This is a genomic window from Natronospirillum sp. (assembly GCF_022565775.1).
Lineage (GTDB): Bacteria > Pseudomonadota > Gammaproteobacteria > Pseudomonadales > Natronospirillaceae > Natronospirillum.
The window spans coordinates 1-19066 of record NZ_JAIUMC010000058.1; the positions used below are offsets into that span (position 1 = coordinate 1).

Annotated in this window: 14 protein-coding genes; 7 read left to right on the top strand and 7 right to left on the bottom strand. The window is 60.3% G+C overall.

Annotated elements, in window-relative coordinates; translation table 11 throughout:
* Positions 1-97 precede the first annotated feature (97 nt).
* Complete coding sequence (locus LAT62_RS11130; protein WP_293383496.1) at positions 98-3007, bottom strand: DUF349 domain-containing protein; 2910 nt, start codon at positions 3005-3007, stop codon at positions 98-100.
* Positions 3008-3089: 82 nt separating this feature from the next.
* On the opposite strand from LAT62_RS11130, the gene sbcB reads away from it, so the two are divergent.
* The 3 genes from sbcB to LAT62_RS11145 all read left to right on the top strand — a co-directional run bounded on the left by sbcB (position 3090) and on the right by LAT62_RS11145 (position 7148).
* Complete coding sequence (gene sbcB / locus LAT62_RS11135; RefSeq protein WP_293383499.1) at positions 3090-4529, top strand: exodeoxyribonuclease I; 1440 nt, start codon at positions 3090-3092, stop codon at positions 4527-4529.
* 79 nt (positions 4530-4608) lie between these two features.
* Complete coding sequence (locus tag LAT62_RS11140; RefSeq protein WP_293383502.1) at positions 4609-6123, top strand: fumarate hydratase; 1515 nt, start codon at positions 4609-4611, stop codon at positions 6121-6123.
* Between the two features lie 29 nt (positions 6124-6152).
* Positions 6153-7148: an ATP-binding protein gene (locus LAT62_RS11145; RefSeq protein ID WP_293383505.1), complete on the top strand. Its 996-nt coding sequence runs from the start codon at positions 6153-6155 to the stop codon at positions 7146-7148.
* Here the strand turns inward: LAT62_RS11145 and LAT62_RS11150 are convergent, their stop codons facing one another.
* The 6 genes from LAT62_RS11150 to tsaD all read right to left on the bottom strand — a co-directional run bounded on the left by LAT62_RS11150 (position 7149) and on the right by tsaD (position 14402).
* The gene (locus tag LAT62_RS11150) at positions 7149-9698 is read right to left on the bottom strand and encodes a hypothetical protein (RefSeq protein WP_293383508.1); all 2550 of its coding nucleotides are present in this window, start codon (positions 9696-9698) and stop codon (positions 7149-7151) included.
* Positions 9699-9803: 105 nt separating this feature from the next.
* Positions 9804-11540 carry an alpha-glucosidase gene (locus tag LAT62_RS11155; RefSeq protein WP_293383511.1) on the bottom strand — a complete coding sequence of 579 codons (1737 nt, stop codon included), beginning with the start codon at positions 11538-11540 and terminating at the stop codon, positions 9804-9806.
* 142 nt (positions 11541-11682) lie between these two features.
* Positions 11683-12162 (bottom strand): fasciclin domain-containing protein, encoded by a 480-nt coding sequence (locus LAT62_RS11160; protein ID WP_293383514.1) that lies wholly within the window; start codon positions 12160-12162, stop codon positions 11683-11685.
* Between the two features lie 269 nt (positions 12163-12431).
* On the bottom strand, positions 12432-12971 hold the full coding sequence (gene folK, locus LAT62_RS11165; RefSeq protein WP_293383517.1) for a 2-amino-4-hydroxy-6-hydroxymethyldihydropteridine diphosphokinase: 540 nt from the start codon (positions 12969-12971) through the stop codon (positions 12432-12434).
* Between the two features lie 19 nt (positions 12972-12990).
* The gene (locus LAT62_RS11170; RefSeq protein WP_293383520.1) at positions 12991-13374 is read right to left on the bottom strand and encodes a dihydroneopterin aldolase; all 384 of its coding nucleotides are present in this window, start codon (positions 13372-13374) and stop codon (positions 12991-12993) included.
* Positions 13371-14402 carry a tRNA (adenosine(37)-N6)-threonylcarbamoyltransferase complex transferase subunit TsaD gene (gene tsaD / locus LAT62_RS11175; RefSeq protein WP_293383523.1) on the bottom strand — a complete coding sequence of 344 codons (1032 nt, stop codon included), beginning with the start codon at positions 14400-14402 and terminating at the stop codon, positions 13371-13373. The genes LAT62_RS11170 and tsaD overlap by 4 nt, the downstream gene beginning before the upstream one ends.
* 301 nt (positions 14403-14703) lie before the next feature.
* Between tsaD and rpsU the strand changes: the two genes are divergently transcribed.
* The 4 genes from rpsU to LAT62_RS11195 all read left to right on the top strand — a co-directional run.
* The gene (gene rpsU, locus LAT62_RS11180; protein WP_293383526.1) at positions 14704-14919 is read left to right on the top strand and encodes a 30S ribosomal protein S21; all 216 of its coding nucleotides are present in this window, start codon (positions 14704-14706) and stop codon (positions 14917-14919) included.
* Positions 14920-15030: 111 nt separating this feature from the next.
* Complete coding sequence (locus LAT62_RS11185; RefSeq protein WP_293383535.1) at positions 15031-15477, top strand: GatB/YqeY domain-containing protein; 447 nt, start codon at positions 15031-15033, stop codon at positions 15475-15477.
* 122 nt (positions 15478-15599) lie between these two features.
* Positions 15600-17570 (top strand): DNA primase, encoded by a 1971-nt coding sequence (gene dnaG / locus LAT62_RS11190; RefSeq protein ID WP_293383529.1) that lies wholly within the window; start codon positions 15600-15602, stop codon positions 17568-17570.
* A 153-nt stretch (positions 17571-17723) separates the two neighbouring features.
* The coding region (locus LAT62_RS11195) for a sigma-70 family RNA polymerase sigma factor (RefSeq protein ID WP_293383532.1) at positions 17724-19066 on the top strand (1343 nt) is incomplete at its 3' end.

Consider the following 19066-nt stretch of genomic DNA (forward strand, 5'->3'; position numbering starts at 1 on the left):
CGACCTTCGGGTTATGAGCCCGACGAGCTACCAGACTGCTCCACCCCGCATCAACTTGGCGCGTATTCTATGTACTGCTCATGGTCTTGTCAATAAACTATTGATCTTCCTTGAAAAAATACTCCAGACAAGCCGATTGAACACGCTCGTGCAGCTCCAGATAGTCGGCTTCCGGCATGGCCACTGGCATCGCCAGCCAGGCTGCCAGCGCCGCTTCGACGTCACGCCGGTTGGTCTGCTGGCCCATCTTTTCTGCCAGTCGCTCGACCTGCACTTCCATACGCAGCGCTCTATCGCCTTCCGGGCTCTCTTTCTCGGTCAGCACTTCCAGCAACACAACCTGGCGGCGATGCTGCTCGACGGCTCCCTGGGTCGAATCGGGACCTTTCTCCGCTGCAAACTGTTGCAGGGTCTCGCGCAGTCGCTGATCCACCTGAGTGGCCACGGCAGGCAAGGCTGTTCCATCTTCCCAGATGGCTTTCACCTGACGACACAGGGCTTCGTCAAACTCCCCGGCAGTCATGGCGGCTTCCAGTTCGGCCAGACACTTGGCACGGTCAAAAAGCGCCTGCCAGGTGGCCCGCTCGCGTGAATGACGCTGACGGCTGCGGGCTGAGCGCAGCGCCTGCACGGCCTTTCTGAAGCGTTCGCGTGTCTCATCGGCGCGCGCCTTGGGTAGCGGACTGCAGGCCTGGAACTCGGTTTCCCAGTCGCTCAGGCTGGACAGTGCCTGCTGCAGTTGTGCATCGTCTTCCTGGGTTGCCGCCTGTTCAATGCGCTTGATGACCTGCAATGCAGCATGCAGGTGCTGATCCAGTTCTGCCTTGAAGGCCTGGCTCTGTTCATCACGACGCCCGAACAGCTCATCGCAGACGGCGCGAAATTCCTGCCACAGCCGCTGGTCATCCTTGCGGTGCGTGCGACCGCTCTGTTTCCACTCCTGCTGCAGGGCCTTGAGCCGCTCGGTGGCCGTGCGCAGGTTCTCTTCATCGCGCAAGGCCCGGGCTTCTTCGATGATCCGCTCGCGCTCGACTCGGTTGCGATCAAACTCTTCATGCAACTGAGCGCGGATTCGGTCAATGATGGCGTGATAGCTTTTCTCGGTCTCCCGGTGCTCTTTCGGGCGCACCGGGCTGAAATGCCGCCAGTCGCGGGCGGCCAGGCGCAGCACCTTTTCGACCTCGGCCCAATCCGGGTTATGCCAGTCATTCGTTTCGTGATACTGGTGCAACTGGCCGATCAGTTCACGCCGCTTTTCCGCGTTCAGCGTCTGCAGGTGGGCCTGTTCAGCGAAATAGTCCTTGCAGGGCGCGTAGGCAGCTTCTGCCAGGGCATGAAATTCGTCCCACAGCGTCTGGTGCTGGCCGCCGCTGCCGCGCGACAGCTTGCGCCACTCCTGCTGCAGCGCCTGCACGGCATCCGCCTTGTCCTGGGGGTGCATCTGGCGCTCGGTGAGCTGCCGCATATGGTCGATCAGCTCTTCCATCTTGGGCACGACGGCGAAAGCCTGCCAGTCGGCCAGCTTTTGCAATTCTTCATGGTAGGCATCAGCTTCTTCGCGCAGCCCGGCATGAACTTCGCCCAGCTCTTCCAGTTGTTCGCTGATGTTGCGCCAGATGCCTCTGGCCTGGCGCAAGTGTCCGCCTTTCACGGCCCCTCGACCACGACGGATCAGATTTCTGATGGTGCCCACGCGCCGCCTGTCTTCCTCATGGGCTGCATTGCGCTGGGCCTGTCGCTCTTCCCAGTGCCGGACCAGGCTGGCCAGCAACTCGTTCGGCTCCAGTCCCAGTTGATTCAGGCCAGCGCTGAGTTTCTGCACCGACTTGCCCAGCTCGGGAATGCCATCTGCCTGCTCGGCCTGCAGGGCTTCCTCTGCCGCCTGCAGCTTGCCCCAGTCCCGGGTAATGGTGTACAGCGCGGTCAGACTGCGCTCTGCTGCCTTGAAGTCCGCCTTGAGCGACGCATCGAGTTTGCTATCCCCGACCGCTTGCTGCCATACCCTGGCAACAGTAGCCTCCTGCTCCTGCAGCCATTCCAGCGCAGTGGCATAGTCATCGGGCAACAATTGACCGGCGTGCAGCGCTTCCTTTACCTCGGCACGCAGCTCATCAGCCGTATTCCGCAGTAAATCCGTCAATTGACCCTGTGCTTCTTCTACTGCACGGTCTTCGACGACCTCCGTGTGCTGCACTGTTTGTTCTATCTGTTCTTCCTGCTGTTCTTTCCGGCTTTCCTGCTCTGCCGTTTGTGACGTGGCTTCTTCCGAACGACGTTGCTGAATTCGCTGGCGCACCTGTTCCGCCAAGGGTTCCACCAGAGCGTGTTCTTCCGGCGCGGGCTCTATTTCCGCCAGTTTCTTCAACAGATGGCTCAGCTTGCCTTCCAGCAAAGGATCGCTCGGTGCCTGTATCAGCTTTTCCAGCCCCTGACGCACCTGCGCCAGGGCCTCGTCCCTGGCGGCCCGCTCGGCCTCCAGAGCGCGCAGATTCTGCAGTCTTGTCTTGGCCAGCCGGTAGAGCGACTTGTCGTGACCACGCGCTTCTCTTTGCAGGGTTTGCAGGCTGTCTTCAGTGGTCAGAAATTCTGCGGCGCGCTGTCGGTCCTGGGGGCGCCTGGCTTGCTGTGCAATCTGCAGGCAGATCTCGTCCGACTGGGCCGACAGCCAGGCAGCAGAATGCTCCGGAGCCAACTCCTGCAGAAGCTCAAAGCGGGCCAGCGCGGGCGCCTCATCAAGCAGCGACAATACCGCATCAGGGTCTGCCTGCAATGAAGTGCGCAAAACAGTGTCGGCGGCCGCTCGCAACTCGGGCACGTCTTCTTCGGTGCGCCAGTTCAGCGCCAATTCGGGCGACGCCAGCTTCTCCAGAGCCGCGGCGCGGGCTGCTGCAGGTACGTCTGTATTCGCGACAATTTCCTGCAGGCGCTGCGCATCCTGTGCTGCCGACATCGCCTGCACATCTTCAACCCGGATTGCGCCGGGGCGCTTGAACAGTTTACCCAGCACTCGTTTTCCCCTGTATTTACACTGCCGGACCGGCAAGGTAGTGTGCCTGCTATAGCGGCACAGGTGCAACGACGGATGCGTTATGACCCATCAATCCCCTTCTTTCCTTTGGTACGACTTTGAGACCTTCGGTGTAGCGCCACGCCGCGACCGCCCAGCCCAGTTTGCGGCTATTCGCACCGATCTTGAACTGAACCCGATCGGCGAGCCCATGAACTGGCTCTGCCAGCCCGGGCCTGAACTGGTGCCCTCCCCGGACGCCTGCATGATCACCGGGTTGACACCCCAGCATTGTGCTAGCGAGGGTATGCCTGAGCCGGAGTTTGCCCGGCGCATTCTCGGCGCCATGAGCCAGCCGCAAACCTGCAGCGCCGGCTACAACTCGATCCGTTTTGATGATGAAGTCAGCCGTTTTCTGTTTTATCGCAACCTTTTACCAGTGTATGACCGCGAGTGGCGCGACGGCAATAGCCGCTGGGACCTGCTCGATGTGGTCCGCCTGACCTACGCCCTGCGCCCCGAGGGCATCAACTGGCCAGTGCGCGATGAAGGCCAGCCCAGCTTTCGCCTGGAGCACCTGTCGGCCGCCAATGGGCTGGACCACGGACAGGCCCATGATGCCCTGTCGGATGTACAGGCCACCATTGGCTTGGCGAAATTGATCCGGAGCCGACAACCGAAACTGTTCGACTGGGCGCTGCGCTGCCGGGACAAGGCCTTTGTCAAAAGCCAGATCCCGGTGCTGCAGCACAAGCCCTTTGTGCATGTCTCCGGCATGCTGCCGGCACGCCACGGCTGCCTGACCTTGCTGATGCCGCTCGGTTTTCATCCGACCAACCGCAATGAAATCATCTGTTTCGACCTGCAGCATGACCCGGCCCTGCTGAACGACCTCACTGCCGAAGAAATACGGCGACGACTGTTCACGCCCACCGATGAGCTGGGAGCAGGCGAGCGCCTTCCGGTGAAATCCGTACATGCCAACAAGGCGCCCATGGTGGCACCGCTGAGCCTGTTCACGGAAGATGCGGCCGCGCGGTTGGGCCTCGACCGAGCGGCCATGCTGCGCAACGCGCAAACGGTGCCGAACCTGCAGACCGTCTGGCCCCACCTGCAGGAGGCTCTGCAGCGAGAAGAACAGACTCTGGATGCCGAACAGGCGCTTTATCAGGGCTTTATCGCGGATCGGGATCGAGACCACCTGCAACAACTTCATGGCACCCCATCTGCAGACTGGGGGCAGTTGGCCGAGCCGTCCGAGCCTCGGCTGCGCACCTTGTGGCGGCGCTTCATAATCCGCCACGGCAACAGCCCTGTCCCAGAGTCCTGGCAGCAGGAGTGGCAGCAATATCTGCTGGCCGCACTGAGCCGCAACGACGTGGGTTGTGCCCTGTCGCTGGCAGAAGCCCGGGAGCGCACCCAGGTCTTGCAGGCAGAGCATCCCGACCATCCAGTGCTGAAAGCGGTAGAGGATTTTCTGACCCGACAGGCGGCACAGCTGGCGACCCTCAAATCGCGGTGAACTCGGGTATCCGGGGCGTAAATGGTCCGCTAAAATGGTGTACACTAGTGGCCCGTCCAGTTCCCGGGAGTGAAGTACAATGACCCAGATCCGCCAGGCTGACCTGATTGACAGTGTTGCCGACGCCCTTCAGTTCATCTCCTACTATCATCCGGTTGATTTCATCCAGGCCGTCAATGCCGCCTATGAAAAGGAAGAATCGCCCGCAGCCAAAGATGCCATGGCGCAGATTCTGATCAACAGCCGCATGTGCGCCCAGGGTCATCGCCCCATCTGTCAGGACACCGGCATTGTCACCGTATTCATCAACATCGGCATGAACGTGCAGTGGGCAGATGCCACCATGGGTGTTGAAGACATGCTCAACGAGGGGGTGCGCAGAGCCTACCAGCACCCGGACAACATCCTTCGTGCGTCCATTCTGGATGACCCGGACGGCGCGCGCCGCAATACCAAGGACAATACCCCGGCAGTAATTCACATGAAGGTGGTGCCGGGTGACACGGTGGATGTCCACGTCGCCGCCAAAGGCGGTGGCAGTGAGGCCAAGGCCAAGTTCGCCATGCTCAACCCCTCCGACTCGGTCGTCGACTGGGTGCTGGAGCAGGTGCCCAAGATGGGTGCCGGCTGGTGCCCGCCGGGCATGCTGGGTATCGGCATTGGCGGGACCGCAGAAAAGGCCGTGGAACTGGCCAAGGAATCCTTGCTCGACCCCATCGATATTCAGGACTTGCAGGCGCGTGGTGCCGGCAACCGCGCTGAAGAACTGCGCCTGGAACTGTTCGACAAAGTCAACCAACTGGGCATCGGCGCCCAAGGGCTGGGCGGCCTGACCACAGTGCTCGACGTGAAGGTACGCGACTACCCGACGCATGCCGCCAACAAGCCAGTAGCCATCATTCCCAACTGTGCCGCTACCCGCCACACGCATTTCGTACTGGACGGCAGTGGTCCGGCGGAAATGACGCCACCGAAGCTGGAAGACTGGCCGAACATCACCTGGGAGGCCGGCCCCGGCGCTCGGCGGGTCAATCTGGATCAGGTGACACCGGAAGACGTACGCAGTTGGAAACCGGGCGACACCCTGCTCATTTCCGGCAAGATGCTGACCGGCCGTGACGCCGCGCACAAGCGCATGGTGGACATGCTGAACCGCGGCGAGTCACTGCCGGTGGATCTGCGTAACCGATTTATCTACTACGTCGGGCCAGTTGATCCAGTGGGCGATGAAGTCGTGGGCCCCGCTGGCCCTACCACCGCCACCCGCATGGACAAGTTCACCGAAACCGTGCTGGACAAGACCGGCCTGCTGGGCATGATCGGCAAGGCGGAACGCGGCCCGATCGCGCGCGAGGCAATCCGCAAGCATGGTGCGGTCTACCTGATGGCGGTCGGCGGCGCTGCTTATCTGGTGTCCAAGGCCATAAAGGCCTCCCGTTGCCTGGCTTTTGAAGACCTTGGTATGGAAGCCATCTACGAGTTTACTGTTGAAGACATGCCGGTCACCGTCGCGGTCGACAGCCAGGGCGATTCGGTACATATCAGCGGACCTGCCCAATGGGCTCAGAAAATCAAAGCCAAAGAATTGGCCTGAAGCGCTTTTTTGCCTGAAGGGAGCAGATTATGAGCCGATCTGAACACCGCCACGGTGTACAGGTACTGTTGTATTTGATGGCAGCGGCCCTGCCGCTCATATTCGGTGTCTGGATGCTGGCGGCCGAAGAGATACCCTTGTGGCCGGGAACGGTGCTGGTTGTTGCCAGTGCCTTCAGTATGCTGGTGGGGGTCAGCTTTCTGCTGGGCACCCAGCGCTCGGTGGTGCATCTGCTGCGCGAGCATGGCAGCCAGGGCCGCCTGCAACAGCAAGCCAAACTGGAGCAGGAGCGGCTGACCCACGAGGTCCGGCATCTGTCCAACCTGCGCCGTTCTCTGGAACGACGGCAGGTAGACCAGAATCGAGCGGTCCTGCAACTGGCCAGACAATTTGAAGTTATCGCCGGCACCGTCAGCACCAAGGTGCAGCAAACCGAGGTCAATCCGCTGCTGCGCGAGCAATTGGCCTTCCTGCATGTCATTGGCCAGGACCTGGTGGAACTGCTTGAAGTCGAGGTGGCTTACCCGACTCTGCAGGACAATCAGTTCGTGGTCGACAAGGACGTCCAGCAGATGATGCAGGAGCTTCATGACCAGAGTCAGTTGCCGGACAGCGTGACTATCGAGAATGAGGATGCCGACGTCAGTGCCCGGACTGACAAGAAACTTTTCCTGAGTGCCGTGCGACAGGCGCTGGTGTCACTCTATCCGCTGTCGCAGAACAAACCGCTGCAGGCGAGCATGATCAGCTACCTGCACGCCGAGATGGACGATGTGATTCAGTTCAGTTTTGTCGTGTCCGGGTTCAGTATCAACGACATTGATGCCGACCAGTGGTTCACGCACTTCCAGTTGCACAGTGACAGAGACGGCCGGTATCTCGGACCCGGGCTGGGCATGATGCTGTTGCACCGGTACGCTGAATTGCTGGGTGGCACGGTAAAGGTCAATGCCGAACTCAGTGACCAGCTCACTGTCATCCTCACCCTGCCGTTGCGTGCCCGGCAGGATGAAGAGGAACAGTAGCTACCACTCGCGCGCACCGGAAGGCATCTGACGGGCGTCCTGATAGTCGTCCTGCCAGGTGTCGCCAATCTCAAACACCGTCAACTGGCGCGCGCTGTTGTCAAACAGCCATTGCCGGGCAAAGAAACGCCAGCCGTCCATGTTGGTGCCTTCCAGCGTTCTGGCCTGCAGCAGACGGCCGTTGAAGTGCTGTCGACCCTCGGTTATATCATCCCAATGGAAGGCTGCAAGGGTGGGCATGCTTTGCGCGGCATCGCGCAGCAGTTCAGCGCGCCACCGGGTACTGGCGGCAAAACGCTCCTGACTCAGACTGCCGACTGCATCGTTCAGTTCACGCCAGAAGGATTCCAGATAAAGACCAACGCGCGCCGGATCCTGCTCCTGACTGGACAGCGTCACGGCAACACCCGGGTAACCCAGTGGCGCCTCCAGTGCCATCGCCAGCTCACCGGAGAAGGCCTCGCCGCGCACCGCCATGGTCAGCGTTTCTTCCAGCCAAGGGAAGGTCCACTCGGCCAGTGTGCGCTGACGCAGGTCGTTTTCGGGAATCTGCAGTACCCGGGTTACCTGAGAGCGATCACCGCTCAGTGACAACTCGGCTACCCGGTGACTGCCATCAAGGCGCCAGAATGTATCCGGACGCGGCGGCACCTCGGCCAGGTTTTCCACCGGTCGTTGGGCTTCCAGCCACCGGGCGAAGGATGAGGCATCTTCCTGGGGGATACGCCCGGTCAGCAGCACGGTATTGCGCAGCGCGCCCAGATTCTCCGGTGGCGGCGGCGACAGCAGGCCGGCACGTTCGCGCATCAGGCGATACGGTGCCCGCTGCTCCGGGGCCACCGGTGGCAGGTCGACCGACCGGTCTTCCAACTGCTGCACCAGTTCATACAGCCAGGGCTCGACTTCCGGCCAGCGGTCCGTGTACTGCCAGGTAATGCCCTGTGCATCTACCGTCACTTCCAGACCCTGGGCTGGTGACTCTGCCCAGTGGTCGGTCCAGATGATCTGGTCGGACCATCCCGGCCCCTGCTGATAAGCCCACTGCCGCCAGCGGGCCTGCTCATGTTCATCGGGGCCGATAGGATAATGAACGCGCAGATGGGCCGAGGCCAGGCGGGTACCAAACCGGTTGTCTTCATAGTGCCAGACGGTGGCACCCGGGCTGTCCACCAGCAGACCCGGCTGCCAGCCCAGCAACTCATACTCGTTGGGTTCGAGGCCGGGCAGCTCTTCCGTTCGCTGCGGAGAACTGCGGGGCAACTCCAGCGTCAACGCCTGCTGCAGGTCAGGCTCGGACAACGGCCCTGCACTCGCAGCGGCCGAGCCGCGCAGATCCAGTTGCAGAAAGAGTGTTGGATCCAGATTCAGGTTGTAGAGTGTTAAAGCACTTGCAAGCCGCTCACCCGAGGCAAACCGCGTTATGGCGGCGGGCGCGTCGGAGTGGTTCTGAAGCTGAGCGAGAAAGGAAGCCACCGTGGCATGCAGAACGTTGAGATCGCCCGCATTGCTGTCCGGCAGCACGATATCAAGAACAAAGAAATCGTCATTGTGGTGGGCATTCAGAGAATCGATTATGCCCGCCTCGCGCAAGCGCCTTGCAGGCCCCTGTTCATAAGGTCTGTTGAACCAGCGCTGCAGCTTCTCGGCACTGTCGCGTTGCTCGGCATTCAACTGCCACGGGAACATCAGGCGCACATGCGGGGCGTCCGGAAATGCGTCGCGATCGACGGAGACGGGTTCGTTTCGGGCTTCGGTCCAGCCGGGCCTGGAGCCACGCCGCTCCCGGGTCGGCTCGGCAGAGGTTCCGCGAAGATCGCCAAAGGCCTCCGTGGCGAGCGCTTCCAGTTCATCCAGGCTGGCCGGAGAGCGCAGCTTCACGGCCATCAGGGGTGCTGTCAGTCGGTCGGTGGCGTATTGCGCAAGCTCGCGGGCGACCCCTTCATTGCTCATGCTGAGCCAGGCCTCCAGGTCGAGGCGCAATGAGGCCGGGCTATCGAGTGCTGCAGCTACCCCGTCTGCTTCTGCGGGCGTCAGAAACCCATAGGCCGCATCCCGAGGGATAACCTGCCCGCGTTCATAGGCAATGGCCTCAAGCGGCAGGGCTGGCGACGCCAGCAGACCGGAAAAATACTGAACCTCGTCGGCGAAGACACTGGGGCTGGAACGGTAATTGACTCGGGTGAAGGTGCGGTCAATACGGGTGTCCACCGACCCCATGGGGTCGCGCAGTGCGCGGGTATCCAGATGGCGATAACCGGATTCGGTTTCCCCGTACAGCAACACCCGGCTGAACAGCTGGTGGCGAGCCGGCCAGTTGTTCGGATCTTCCAGGGTGCCGCTTTCCCAGCTCCAGTCCAGACTGGCCACCGGGGCATCCGGGTCTGACACCACCGTGACCTGCAAACCGTTGTCCAGCTCCAGCTTGCGGGTTTCGGCGCCGGCGAGCCGAATATCCGGTGGCTGAGTCGACCACCAATAAAGGCCAGCCAGCGTCAACAGCAGCAGAATGACGACCAGCAGCAAGCCATTCAGAAACCAACGTATTACCACTCTGATGTCCCCGGTTTTGTCTTCCAATGGCGCCCGAGTATATCAGGGCCAGCGCCGCTGGCCAGAGAGAGTCTGTCTGTGCGCGGGAAACTGGCGTTTCAGGCGCTATTCCAACTTGCCGATCATCGCCTGCCAGGGCGACAGCTCGTTCGGGATACCTAGCACCGGCGCATCATTGCTCCACAGCCAGGCGGGCTCGAGGCCGGCCAACGTGCCACTGTCGGTCAGGGTGTGGGCCTGATCCGACAGGTTGATCAGCACCAGCCACGCCTCTTTATCATGTTGACTGCGAAAGGCCACCAGCGCCTCATGGTCCGGCCACAGCCACTCAAGGCGCGCATAAGCCAGACCCGGGTTCTGTCGACGCAGGGTGATCAGGGCGCGATACCCGTGCCACATGGAGTCTTTGCGGCGCATAGCCTCTGCCACATTGATCTGCGGATAAGCGGGGTTGACCCGCAACCAGGGCTCGCCGGTGGTAAAACCGGCCTGTGGCGAATCATCCCAATGCATGGGTGTACGTGCATTGTCGCGGCTCTTGTGATGGATGGCGGGCATCAGCTCCGCCGGGTCGCGCCCACGCTGTGTTTCTTCGCGATACCAGTTCAGGGTCTCAAGATCCCGGTAATCATCGATAGGAAAAGCCACATTGGTCATGCCGATTTCCTCGCCCTGATAGATGTAGGGCGTGCCCGGCAGTGCGAGCGGCAATGCCGCCAGTGCGAGCCCCGATTTCTCCCGCCATTGCGGGCTGTCATTGCCAAAACGGGATACCGTGCGCGGCTGATCATGATTGGTCCAGAACTGGGAGTTCCATCCGTCGCCATGCAAGCCGTCTGTCCAGCGCTGCAAAATTTCTTTCAACTCGACCCGGGACCAGGGGTAGCGGATGTCCCATTTTCCGTTCGGCCCGCTGTCCAGGTCCATGTGTTCCATCTGGAATACCATGTCCAGTTCGCCGCGGTCCTTGCCGACCATTTTACGACCTTCTTCCACGTCTACGGCAACGCACTCGCCGACGGTCATGACATCCCGCCCCTGCAGCGTCTTTTCATTCATTTCACGCAGGAATTCATGCAGCCTCGGGCCGTTGACAAAATAGTCGGCACCCCAGGCCAGTTCACCTGCAGCGGTATTCGGTACCGAGGGCAGCCCGGGCACTTTGGAGATCAGGTTGATCACGTCCATGCGAAAGCCGTCGATGCCCAGATCAAACCAGCGGTTCATCATGTCATAGACAGCCTCGCGCACCGGTGGGTGTTCCCAGTTGAGATCCGGCTGCTTGCGCGAAAACAAGTGCAGATAGTACTGGCCGGTTGCTTCGTCTTTTTCCCAGGTGGGGCCAGAAAAGAAGGAGCGCCAGTTGTTGGGGGGCAACTCGCCGTGCTCGGTGTCCCGACCGTCACGCCAGACATAGAAATCCCGATAAGGGTTGTCACGGCTGCTCCGTGACTCCACAAACCAGGCATGCTCGTCCGAGGTATGGTTGACCACCAGATCCATGATCAGCCGGATGCCCCGCTCGTGCAGGCCAGCCAGCAACGTCTTGAAATCGTCCATGGTGCCGAACTCGGCCATGATCGAGTGATAGTCACTGATGTCATAGCCGTTGTCGTCGTTGGGCGAGGCATAGATCGGGTTCAGCCAGACGATGGTGACACCCAGTTGTTGCAGATAGTCCAGCTTGCTGATGATACCGGGCAGGTCACCGATGCCATCGCCATTGGTATCCAGAAAGCTGCGCGGATAGATCTGATAGACAATGCCTTCCTTCCACCAGCGGCCTCGATCGGCTGAGGGTTCGGCGTGATGGCGGACAGGAGTGGGAGTCTGTTCTGTCATGGGTAAACGGCTGCCTTGTTGGGTTTGTGCACTCAATCGGCGCAGAGTAAACAAGGCGGGCGATGGTTCAAAGGGGGAATCTGCAGAGGGGTGGGAAGAAAGAGGGCCAGAGCGGCCCTCCTGATACATCAAACCTCGGCAATCAGGGCGTAATGACGGCGTCGATGACGTGGATCACACCATTGGAAGTGCGAATGTCGGTCTGAATGACGCGCGCACCATCAATCAGCACACCGCCATCGGCATTGGTGGCGATGCGCACGTCGGAACCCTGCACTGTAGTGGCACTGAACAGGCGCACCACATCCGCCGCCATGACTTCACCGGCAACCACGTGATAGGTCAGGATTTCAGCCAACTGCTCAGGATTGGCCAGCAAGTCGTCGACCATGCCTTCGGGCAATGCTGCGAATGCATCATCCGTGGGAGCAAATACGGTGAAGGGACCATCGCCTTTCAACACGTCAACCAGGCCAGCCGCTTCGACAGCAGCAACCAGGGTATTGAAAGACCCTGCTTCGATCGCGGTATCAACGATGTCCATCTGGTTGTGGCTGCTCGCGCTGACCGCAGTGCTCATCGCCAGCAGTACCATCAGTGCGCTAAAGATAATCTTTTTCATGGTGCCAAATCTCCTAACAATAATGTGCAAACGTTGAATCAAGAGTGCTGCCAGGCGATACATCCTTGCCTGTAAGCTGCCGACATTTACGGGAGCGCTTGAACTGACAGATGCGTGGCTTGAGATGAGAAAAAGTTGCCGTCGGACAATATTTTTCATGAATCTGCCGATTGCAGAAAAACGTAGGCCGGACGGCCGTCATTGCTTTTTCAGGCAGACGTCACAGCATAGCGGGGCATGGCATGATGATTTTCAGGACAACTGTTCTGTTACAGGCGCTTCAGGCATAAGTCAGCGGTGCGTAAAGGCTGGAGGTCGTGGCCGATTTGCAGCCAAAGGTCAGCCCAGGTGCGGTCCTCTCCGGGGATGGTCATCTGCGGGCGCAGCTCGGCCAGCGGGCGCAGCACAAAGGCGTGACGGAAGCATTCGGCCCGCGGCAGCAGGATTCCCGCGACCTGCCCCGACAACCTGCCGAAAGTCAGAATATCGATATCCAGATTGCGGTTGGAAAATTTGGGTTGGGTGCGGTCCCGCCCATACTGGTCTTCCAGTTTCTTGAGCCACTGATTCAGTTGATCAATATCCCAGTCCGTTTGAATGGCAGCCACAGCATTGTAGAAGGGCTGCCCGTCAAACCCCACAGCGGCGCTTTCATAGACCTGCGAGCATTCGACGCTGCCGAAAGTGCTCTGCAAGGATTGCAGGCCCAGTTGCAGATGCCGCTCGCGATCGGTGTTGGAGCCCAGACCCAGCAGCACTTCCACCGGATCGATTGGCCTGAGGCCTGTATCAGAAGCGGGTCTGGCCATGCTTATCTCCCGGCAGCCATCAGACGGAATCTCCGGAGACGGGTCGACGCCGATGAATGTGCAGTTCAGCTCCCCGGGCACCGGGTATGCAGCCGTCCTTGTACAGGGCCAGATCCAATGCCGAAGGCTGGAACCGCTCAAACACCCGACTGCAGAGCTGTTCGGCAAAGGCTTCCAGCAATTCGTATTCGGACTGCTCTCCGAACGACACGACAGACTCGGCGATGGCAGCATAGTCCAGCGTCTTGTTCAGATCATCGGTTCTGCCTGCTGCACTGATATCGGTATGGAGCGTCAAGTCGGCGCGCAGGGTCTGCTTCTGCGTGCGCTCATGCGGATAGACACCAATGACAGTGGGTACTTGCAGGTTGCGAATGACAATACGGTCGGTGCTCGTTGTCATGCGGCTTCCCCCGGGGGCAAGAGTTCAGTCAGTGGCCAGCGGGCGCGCAGCGTCACCGACGAGGGGGTCTGTTCCCCGGCCAGCAGACGCTGGGCACCGGCGTAGGCGATCATGGCGCCGTTGTCGGTGCAAAAGCGCAGGTCCGGATAGTAGACCTGAGCCTGCTCCTTTTTCACCATCCGGTCCAGCGCCTGACGCAATGATCGGTTGGCACTCACCCCGCCGGCCACCACCAGACGGCGGTAGCCGGTGGCCTGCAGGGCACGGCGGCATTTGATTTCCAGCGCGCGCACCACGGCCGCCTGGAAGCCGGCGGCGATATCAGCCTTGGTCTGCTCATCCGGCGGGCCAGACAGCCTGGCAACCGCCTGACGCACAGCCGTCTTGAGGCCACTGAATGAAAAGTCCATGCCGGGGCGGTCAATCATCGGCGCAGTAAAGGTATATTCCCCGGCTCTCCCGTGCTCCGCCAAGGCCGCCAGTTCAGGCCCACCTGGATACGGCAGGCCCAGCAACTTGGCTGTCTTGTCGAAGGCTTCTCCGGCCGCGTCATCCAGAGACTCACCCAGCAGTTCATAACGCCCCAGCGTTTCGACCTTGACCAGTTGAGTATGGCCACCCGATACCAGCAGAGCGACAAACGGAAAGGCCGGCGGATCAGCTTCGAGCATCGGCGCCAGCAGGTGCCCTTCCATATGATGCACGGCCACCGCTGGCACACCCCAGGCCAGGGCCAGGCTGCGTCCGATCATGGCACCGACCATCAGAGCACCCTGCAGTCCGGGGCCTGCCGTATAGGCGACGCCGTTCAGGTCCTGACGCTGCAAGCCGGCCTCCTGCAACACCTGATCGATCAGGGGCAGCACGCGGCGCACATGATCCCGCGAGGCCAGCTCCGGTACGACGCCCCCATATTCAGCGTGCAGACTTATCTGGCTGAACAGTGCATGCGCCAGCAACCCACGATCGGTATCGTAGAGCGCGACGCCTGTCTCATCGCAGGAGGATTCTATACCCAACACTCGCATATTCAGGCTTTACCCGGTACTTTGCATGGCGAAGCACGGATAATACTGAGTGCATGGCGCCAGTGCTACCCGCGAAGCGACACCAGAGTGTCTTGCAACGGCAGGTGTTGCTGACAGTCTCGTCAACAGGGGGCTGCCGGTAGAGCAAATTAGCGCCTAATACCTCTGCTCTGTGCTTTGACTTTGCCATCGGGCGGGCGTAAAATCGCGCATCCCAAACTTGGGCAGCTGGTCATTAATTGATCGACCAATAGCTGACATGCTACGAACCAACATACACAACGGAAGAAAAGGGTACTCAATGCCTCAGGTAAAAGTGAAAGACAACGAGCCGTTCGACGTCGCACTGCGTCGATTCAAGCGTTCCTGCGAAAAGGCCGGCGTTCTGGCAGACGTTCGTCGCCGTGAGTTCTATGAAAAGCCGACCTGGGCTCGTAAGCGCAAGGCTGCTGCTGCAGTCAAGCGTCACGCCAAAAAACTGCAGCGCGAACAGAAGCGTCTGCAACGCAACTTCTGATCAGCGACTGACCAACAGCGCCTGATTCAGAAATTCCGTTTGTATGTGCAGCCGGGGCTGTGTGCGGCGCAGCCCCCTGTCGATACGTTTTGCTTCCACAGGAGTTGATTCATCATGGCCCTCAAGGACCAATTGCAGTCCGCCATGAAAGACGCCATGCGCGCCAAAGACAAGGCCCGCCTGGGCGTGTTGCGCATGATTCTGTCCGACATCAAACGTGTGGAAGTAGATGAACGTATCGAGCTGGATGATGCCCGCGTGCTGGCCGTTCTGGATAAAATGCAGAAGCAGCGCCGCGACTCCATCAGCCAGTTTGAAGCTGCCAGTCGGCAGGACCTCGCCGACATTGAGAAAGAAGAACTGGAGGTGATTGCGCAATTTCTTCCCGCCGCTTTGACCGATCAGGAACTGGACGCTCTGATCGAAGACGCTCTGGCGCAGACCGGAGCCTCCGGCATGGCCGATATGGGCAAGGTCATGGGTGTGCTCAAGCCGCAGACCCAGGGGCGTGCCGATATGGGTCAGGTCAGCCAGAAGGTCAAGGCCCGACTGGGCTGATACACCACCCGGTGTCGACCCGCCGCATCGCTTTCCTCGTTTGACAGTTTCGCTATACTCAGTGAAAGCGTACGTCGCACCCTATCGCCTATTTTCGCGCAGTCGCTCAGGAAACGCACAGCATGGCCGGCCTGATCCCCCAATCCTTCATTGATGAAGTGAACGACCGCGTTGATATCGTGGATGTCATCTCATCCCGGGTGAAGCTGAAAAAGGCCGGCAAAAGCTACCTGGGTCTGTGCCCGTTTCACAATGAGAAAACACCCTCTTTCAATGTGGTGCCGCACAAGCAGTTCTACCACTGTTTTGGCTGCGGCGCCTCGGGCAATGCGCTGAAATTCCTGCTTGAGCATGACCGCATGCCCTTCCCCGAAGCCGTTGAGGAACTGGCCCGCATGGCGGGCATGGAAGTGCCGCGCGAGCACAACCCCGAAGCGGACAGGCGTCGCAAGCAGCAGAAAACCCTCTATGGCGTGCTGGAGCAGGCGGCCGACTTCTATCGCCGACAGTTGCGTGAGCACTCCGGCGGTGATGGCGCCGTACGCTACCTGAAAGAACGCGGGCTGAGTGGCCAGGTGGCGCAGCAGTTTGCCGTCGGTTTTGCCCCGCCCGGCTGGGACAGTCTGCTGCGTGAAATGAAGGTCGACGAAGACCGGCATCAACTGGAGCGCTTGGTCGAATCCGGCATGACCATCGCGCGCGAAGACGGCCGCACATATGACCGCTTTCGCAACCGCATCATGTTCCCCATCCGCGATATCCGGGGGCGCGTGATTGCCTTCGGCGGCCGGGTCATGGGTGATGACAAGCCCAAGTATCTGAACTCGCCCGAGACCCCGATATTCCACAAGGGGCGCGAGCTTTACGGCCTCTACGAAGCCCTGCAGGCCAAGCGGCAGCCAGAACGCTTTCTGGTGGTCGAAGGCTATATGGATGTCATTGCCCTGCATCAGTTCGGGCTCCCCTATGGAGTGGCCACGCTGGGCACGGCGACCAGCACGGACCATCTGGCCAAGCTTTTCCGTCTGGCCAATGAAGTCATCTTCTGTTTCGACGGCGACGATGCCGGACGCAAGGCGGCCGTGCGCGCTCTGGATACGGCGCTGGCAGAGGCCGGCGACGGACGGACGCTGCGGTTCCTTTTTCTGCCGCAGGGCGAAGACCCGGACACCTTGATTCGACAGGAGGGGCTGGAAGCCTTTGAAGCCAGGCTGGACGCCTCGCCCACCCTGAGCGAGTTTCTGCTCCAGCACTGGCAGGAGCAGGTCGACATGGAGACCATGGACGGCCGGGCCCGCCTGGTGCATATTGCCCTGCCGCAACTGAAGCAACTGCCCGAATCGGGCATGCTGCTGCCGCTGATCATTCAGCGCCTGGCCGATATTGCCGGACTGCCACCCGAGCTGATTCGCCAGCGCCTGGCGGAACTCCCGGAACCGCGCGCCTCAGTCGCCGCAGCGGCAGAACACCCGATCGCCAGGCCCGCGGATACACCGCCTCCTCCTCCGATGGCTGATGACCCCGGGGCACCGCCCGCCTGGATGCAGGAGGGGCCGCCGCCCGATATCCAGAGCGGGCCGCCCGAGGGCCGTTTTGAGGCTGCCTTCATGCGCCCGCCTTCGCCACGCGACCTGAACCAGACCCGCCAGCCGCCGCCCTGGCAGAAAGCCATGGCACTAATGCTGTGCTGGCCTTCGCTGGCCACTCAGGTGGACATCGGCGAGCGACAATTTCGGGAAGGCGATCACGTCGCGTGGGTGAAAAGTATGCTAACCTTGTTACAGTCTCATCCGGCTCAAAACAGATATGAAGCCATGGACCAGCTTGCGCCTCATGGGTTTGAGGAATTGCTTCGTGGCCTGTCGCGCACGGAATATTTCGCCATCCTGACCCGACAGAGCGAGCCGGGGCAGCACCACAAAGACATTCTTCGCGCCTTGCTGCGCGATCTGACACACGAACCGTCAGAACGTGAAGAATACGAACAATTAAAGCAACTTTGGCTGACAGACAGGAAGAAAATGACACAGATTCAGAAAGAACGTTATCTGGAGCTGTTGAAAAAGAGCAAGATGAGCCCAACATTCGAATGATCCCAGCATGAACCCTTTGCACCGGAAGCCTCAGCAGGCAGTGGAAAAGGTATGGCCTATTGGGCTATACTACTGCGCCTTTTTTCGGGCGCCACATCGGTTCACGAACTGCAGGCCTTATTCCCGAGCACACGACAGATAACAGGTATTTGGATGGCTGAAAAATCTCAGCAACAACAGTCGCGCCTCAAGAAACTGATCTCCAAAGGCAAGGACCAGGGTTACTTGACCTATGCCGAAGTGAACGATCACCTGCCCGAAGAAATTGCCAGCCCGGAACAGGTCGAAGACATCATCCGGATGATCAATGACATTGGCATCAATGTGGTCGAGGTTGCTCCCGACGAAGGCGATGCCCTGTTCATGTCAGACGACGCCAGCCCCGCTGATGAAGACGCCTCTGAAGAAGCGGCGGCGGCTCTGGTTGCCGTTGAATCAGACACCGGTCGCACCACCGATCCGGTGCGCATGTACATGCGCGAAATGGGCACCGTCGAACTACTGACCCGGGAAGGCGAAATTGTCATCGCCAAGCGGATCGAAGAAGGTCTGCGTGAAGTCATGTCTGCCCTGGCCCACTTTCCCGGCAACATCGAGCATGTGCTCGAAGCCTGGGATGCGAGCCAGGAAGAAGAAGGCCGCCTCACCGACATCCTGAACAGCTTTCTGGACCCGGACGACGCCGTGGCGCCGCCGACCCCCAGCGCCCCGGCGGCTGCCAGCGCCAGCAAGGACGACGATGACAGCGACAGTGATGACGACGATCTGGATGACGATCCCGCCGATGGCGGCGTCGATCCGGAACTCGCCCGTGCCCGCTTCGAAGCGCTGCGCGACGCCTACAACAAGGCACAGGACCTGATCGAGAAGCATGGCCGCGACAGCAAGAAGGCCAATACAGCCCTGAATGACCTGGGTGACCTCTTCTCTCCGTTCAAACTGGCCAATCGCCAGTATGACCTGCTGCTGCAGAATGTGCGCAATGCGGTGCATATCGTGCGCACGCAAGAGCGCAACATCATGCGCATCTGCACCGAACAGGCCGGCATGCCGCGCCGCACCTTCATCAAGAGCTTTCAGGGCAATGAAACCAACAGCGAATGGCTGGACAAGCTGTTTGATGACAAGACTTACGGTGCCCGCCTGTTCGAGAACGAAATCGAACTGAAGCGTGCCCAGCGCAAGCTGCGCAATCTGGAAAAGATCACCGGGCTCACCCTGGTGCAGATCAAGGATATCCACCGCCGCATCTCCATTGGCGAAGCCCGGGCGCGGCGCGCCAAGAAGGAAATGGTCGAGGCCAACCTGCGTCTGGTGATTTCCATTGCCAAGAAGTACACCAACCGCGGCCTGCAGTTTTTGGACCTGATTCAGGAAGGCAATATCGGCCTGATGAAGGCCGTCGACAAGTTCGAATACCGCCGCGGTTACAAGTTCTCCACCTACGCCACCTGGTGGATACGGCAGGCCATCACCCGCTCGATCGCCGACCAGGC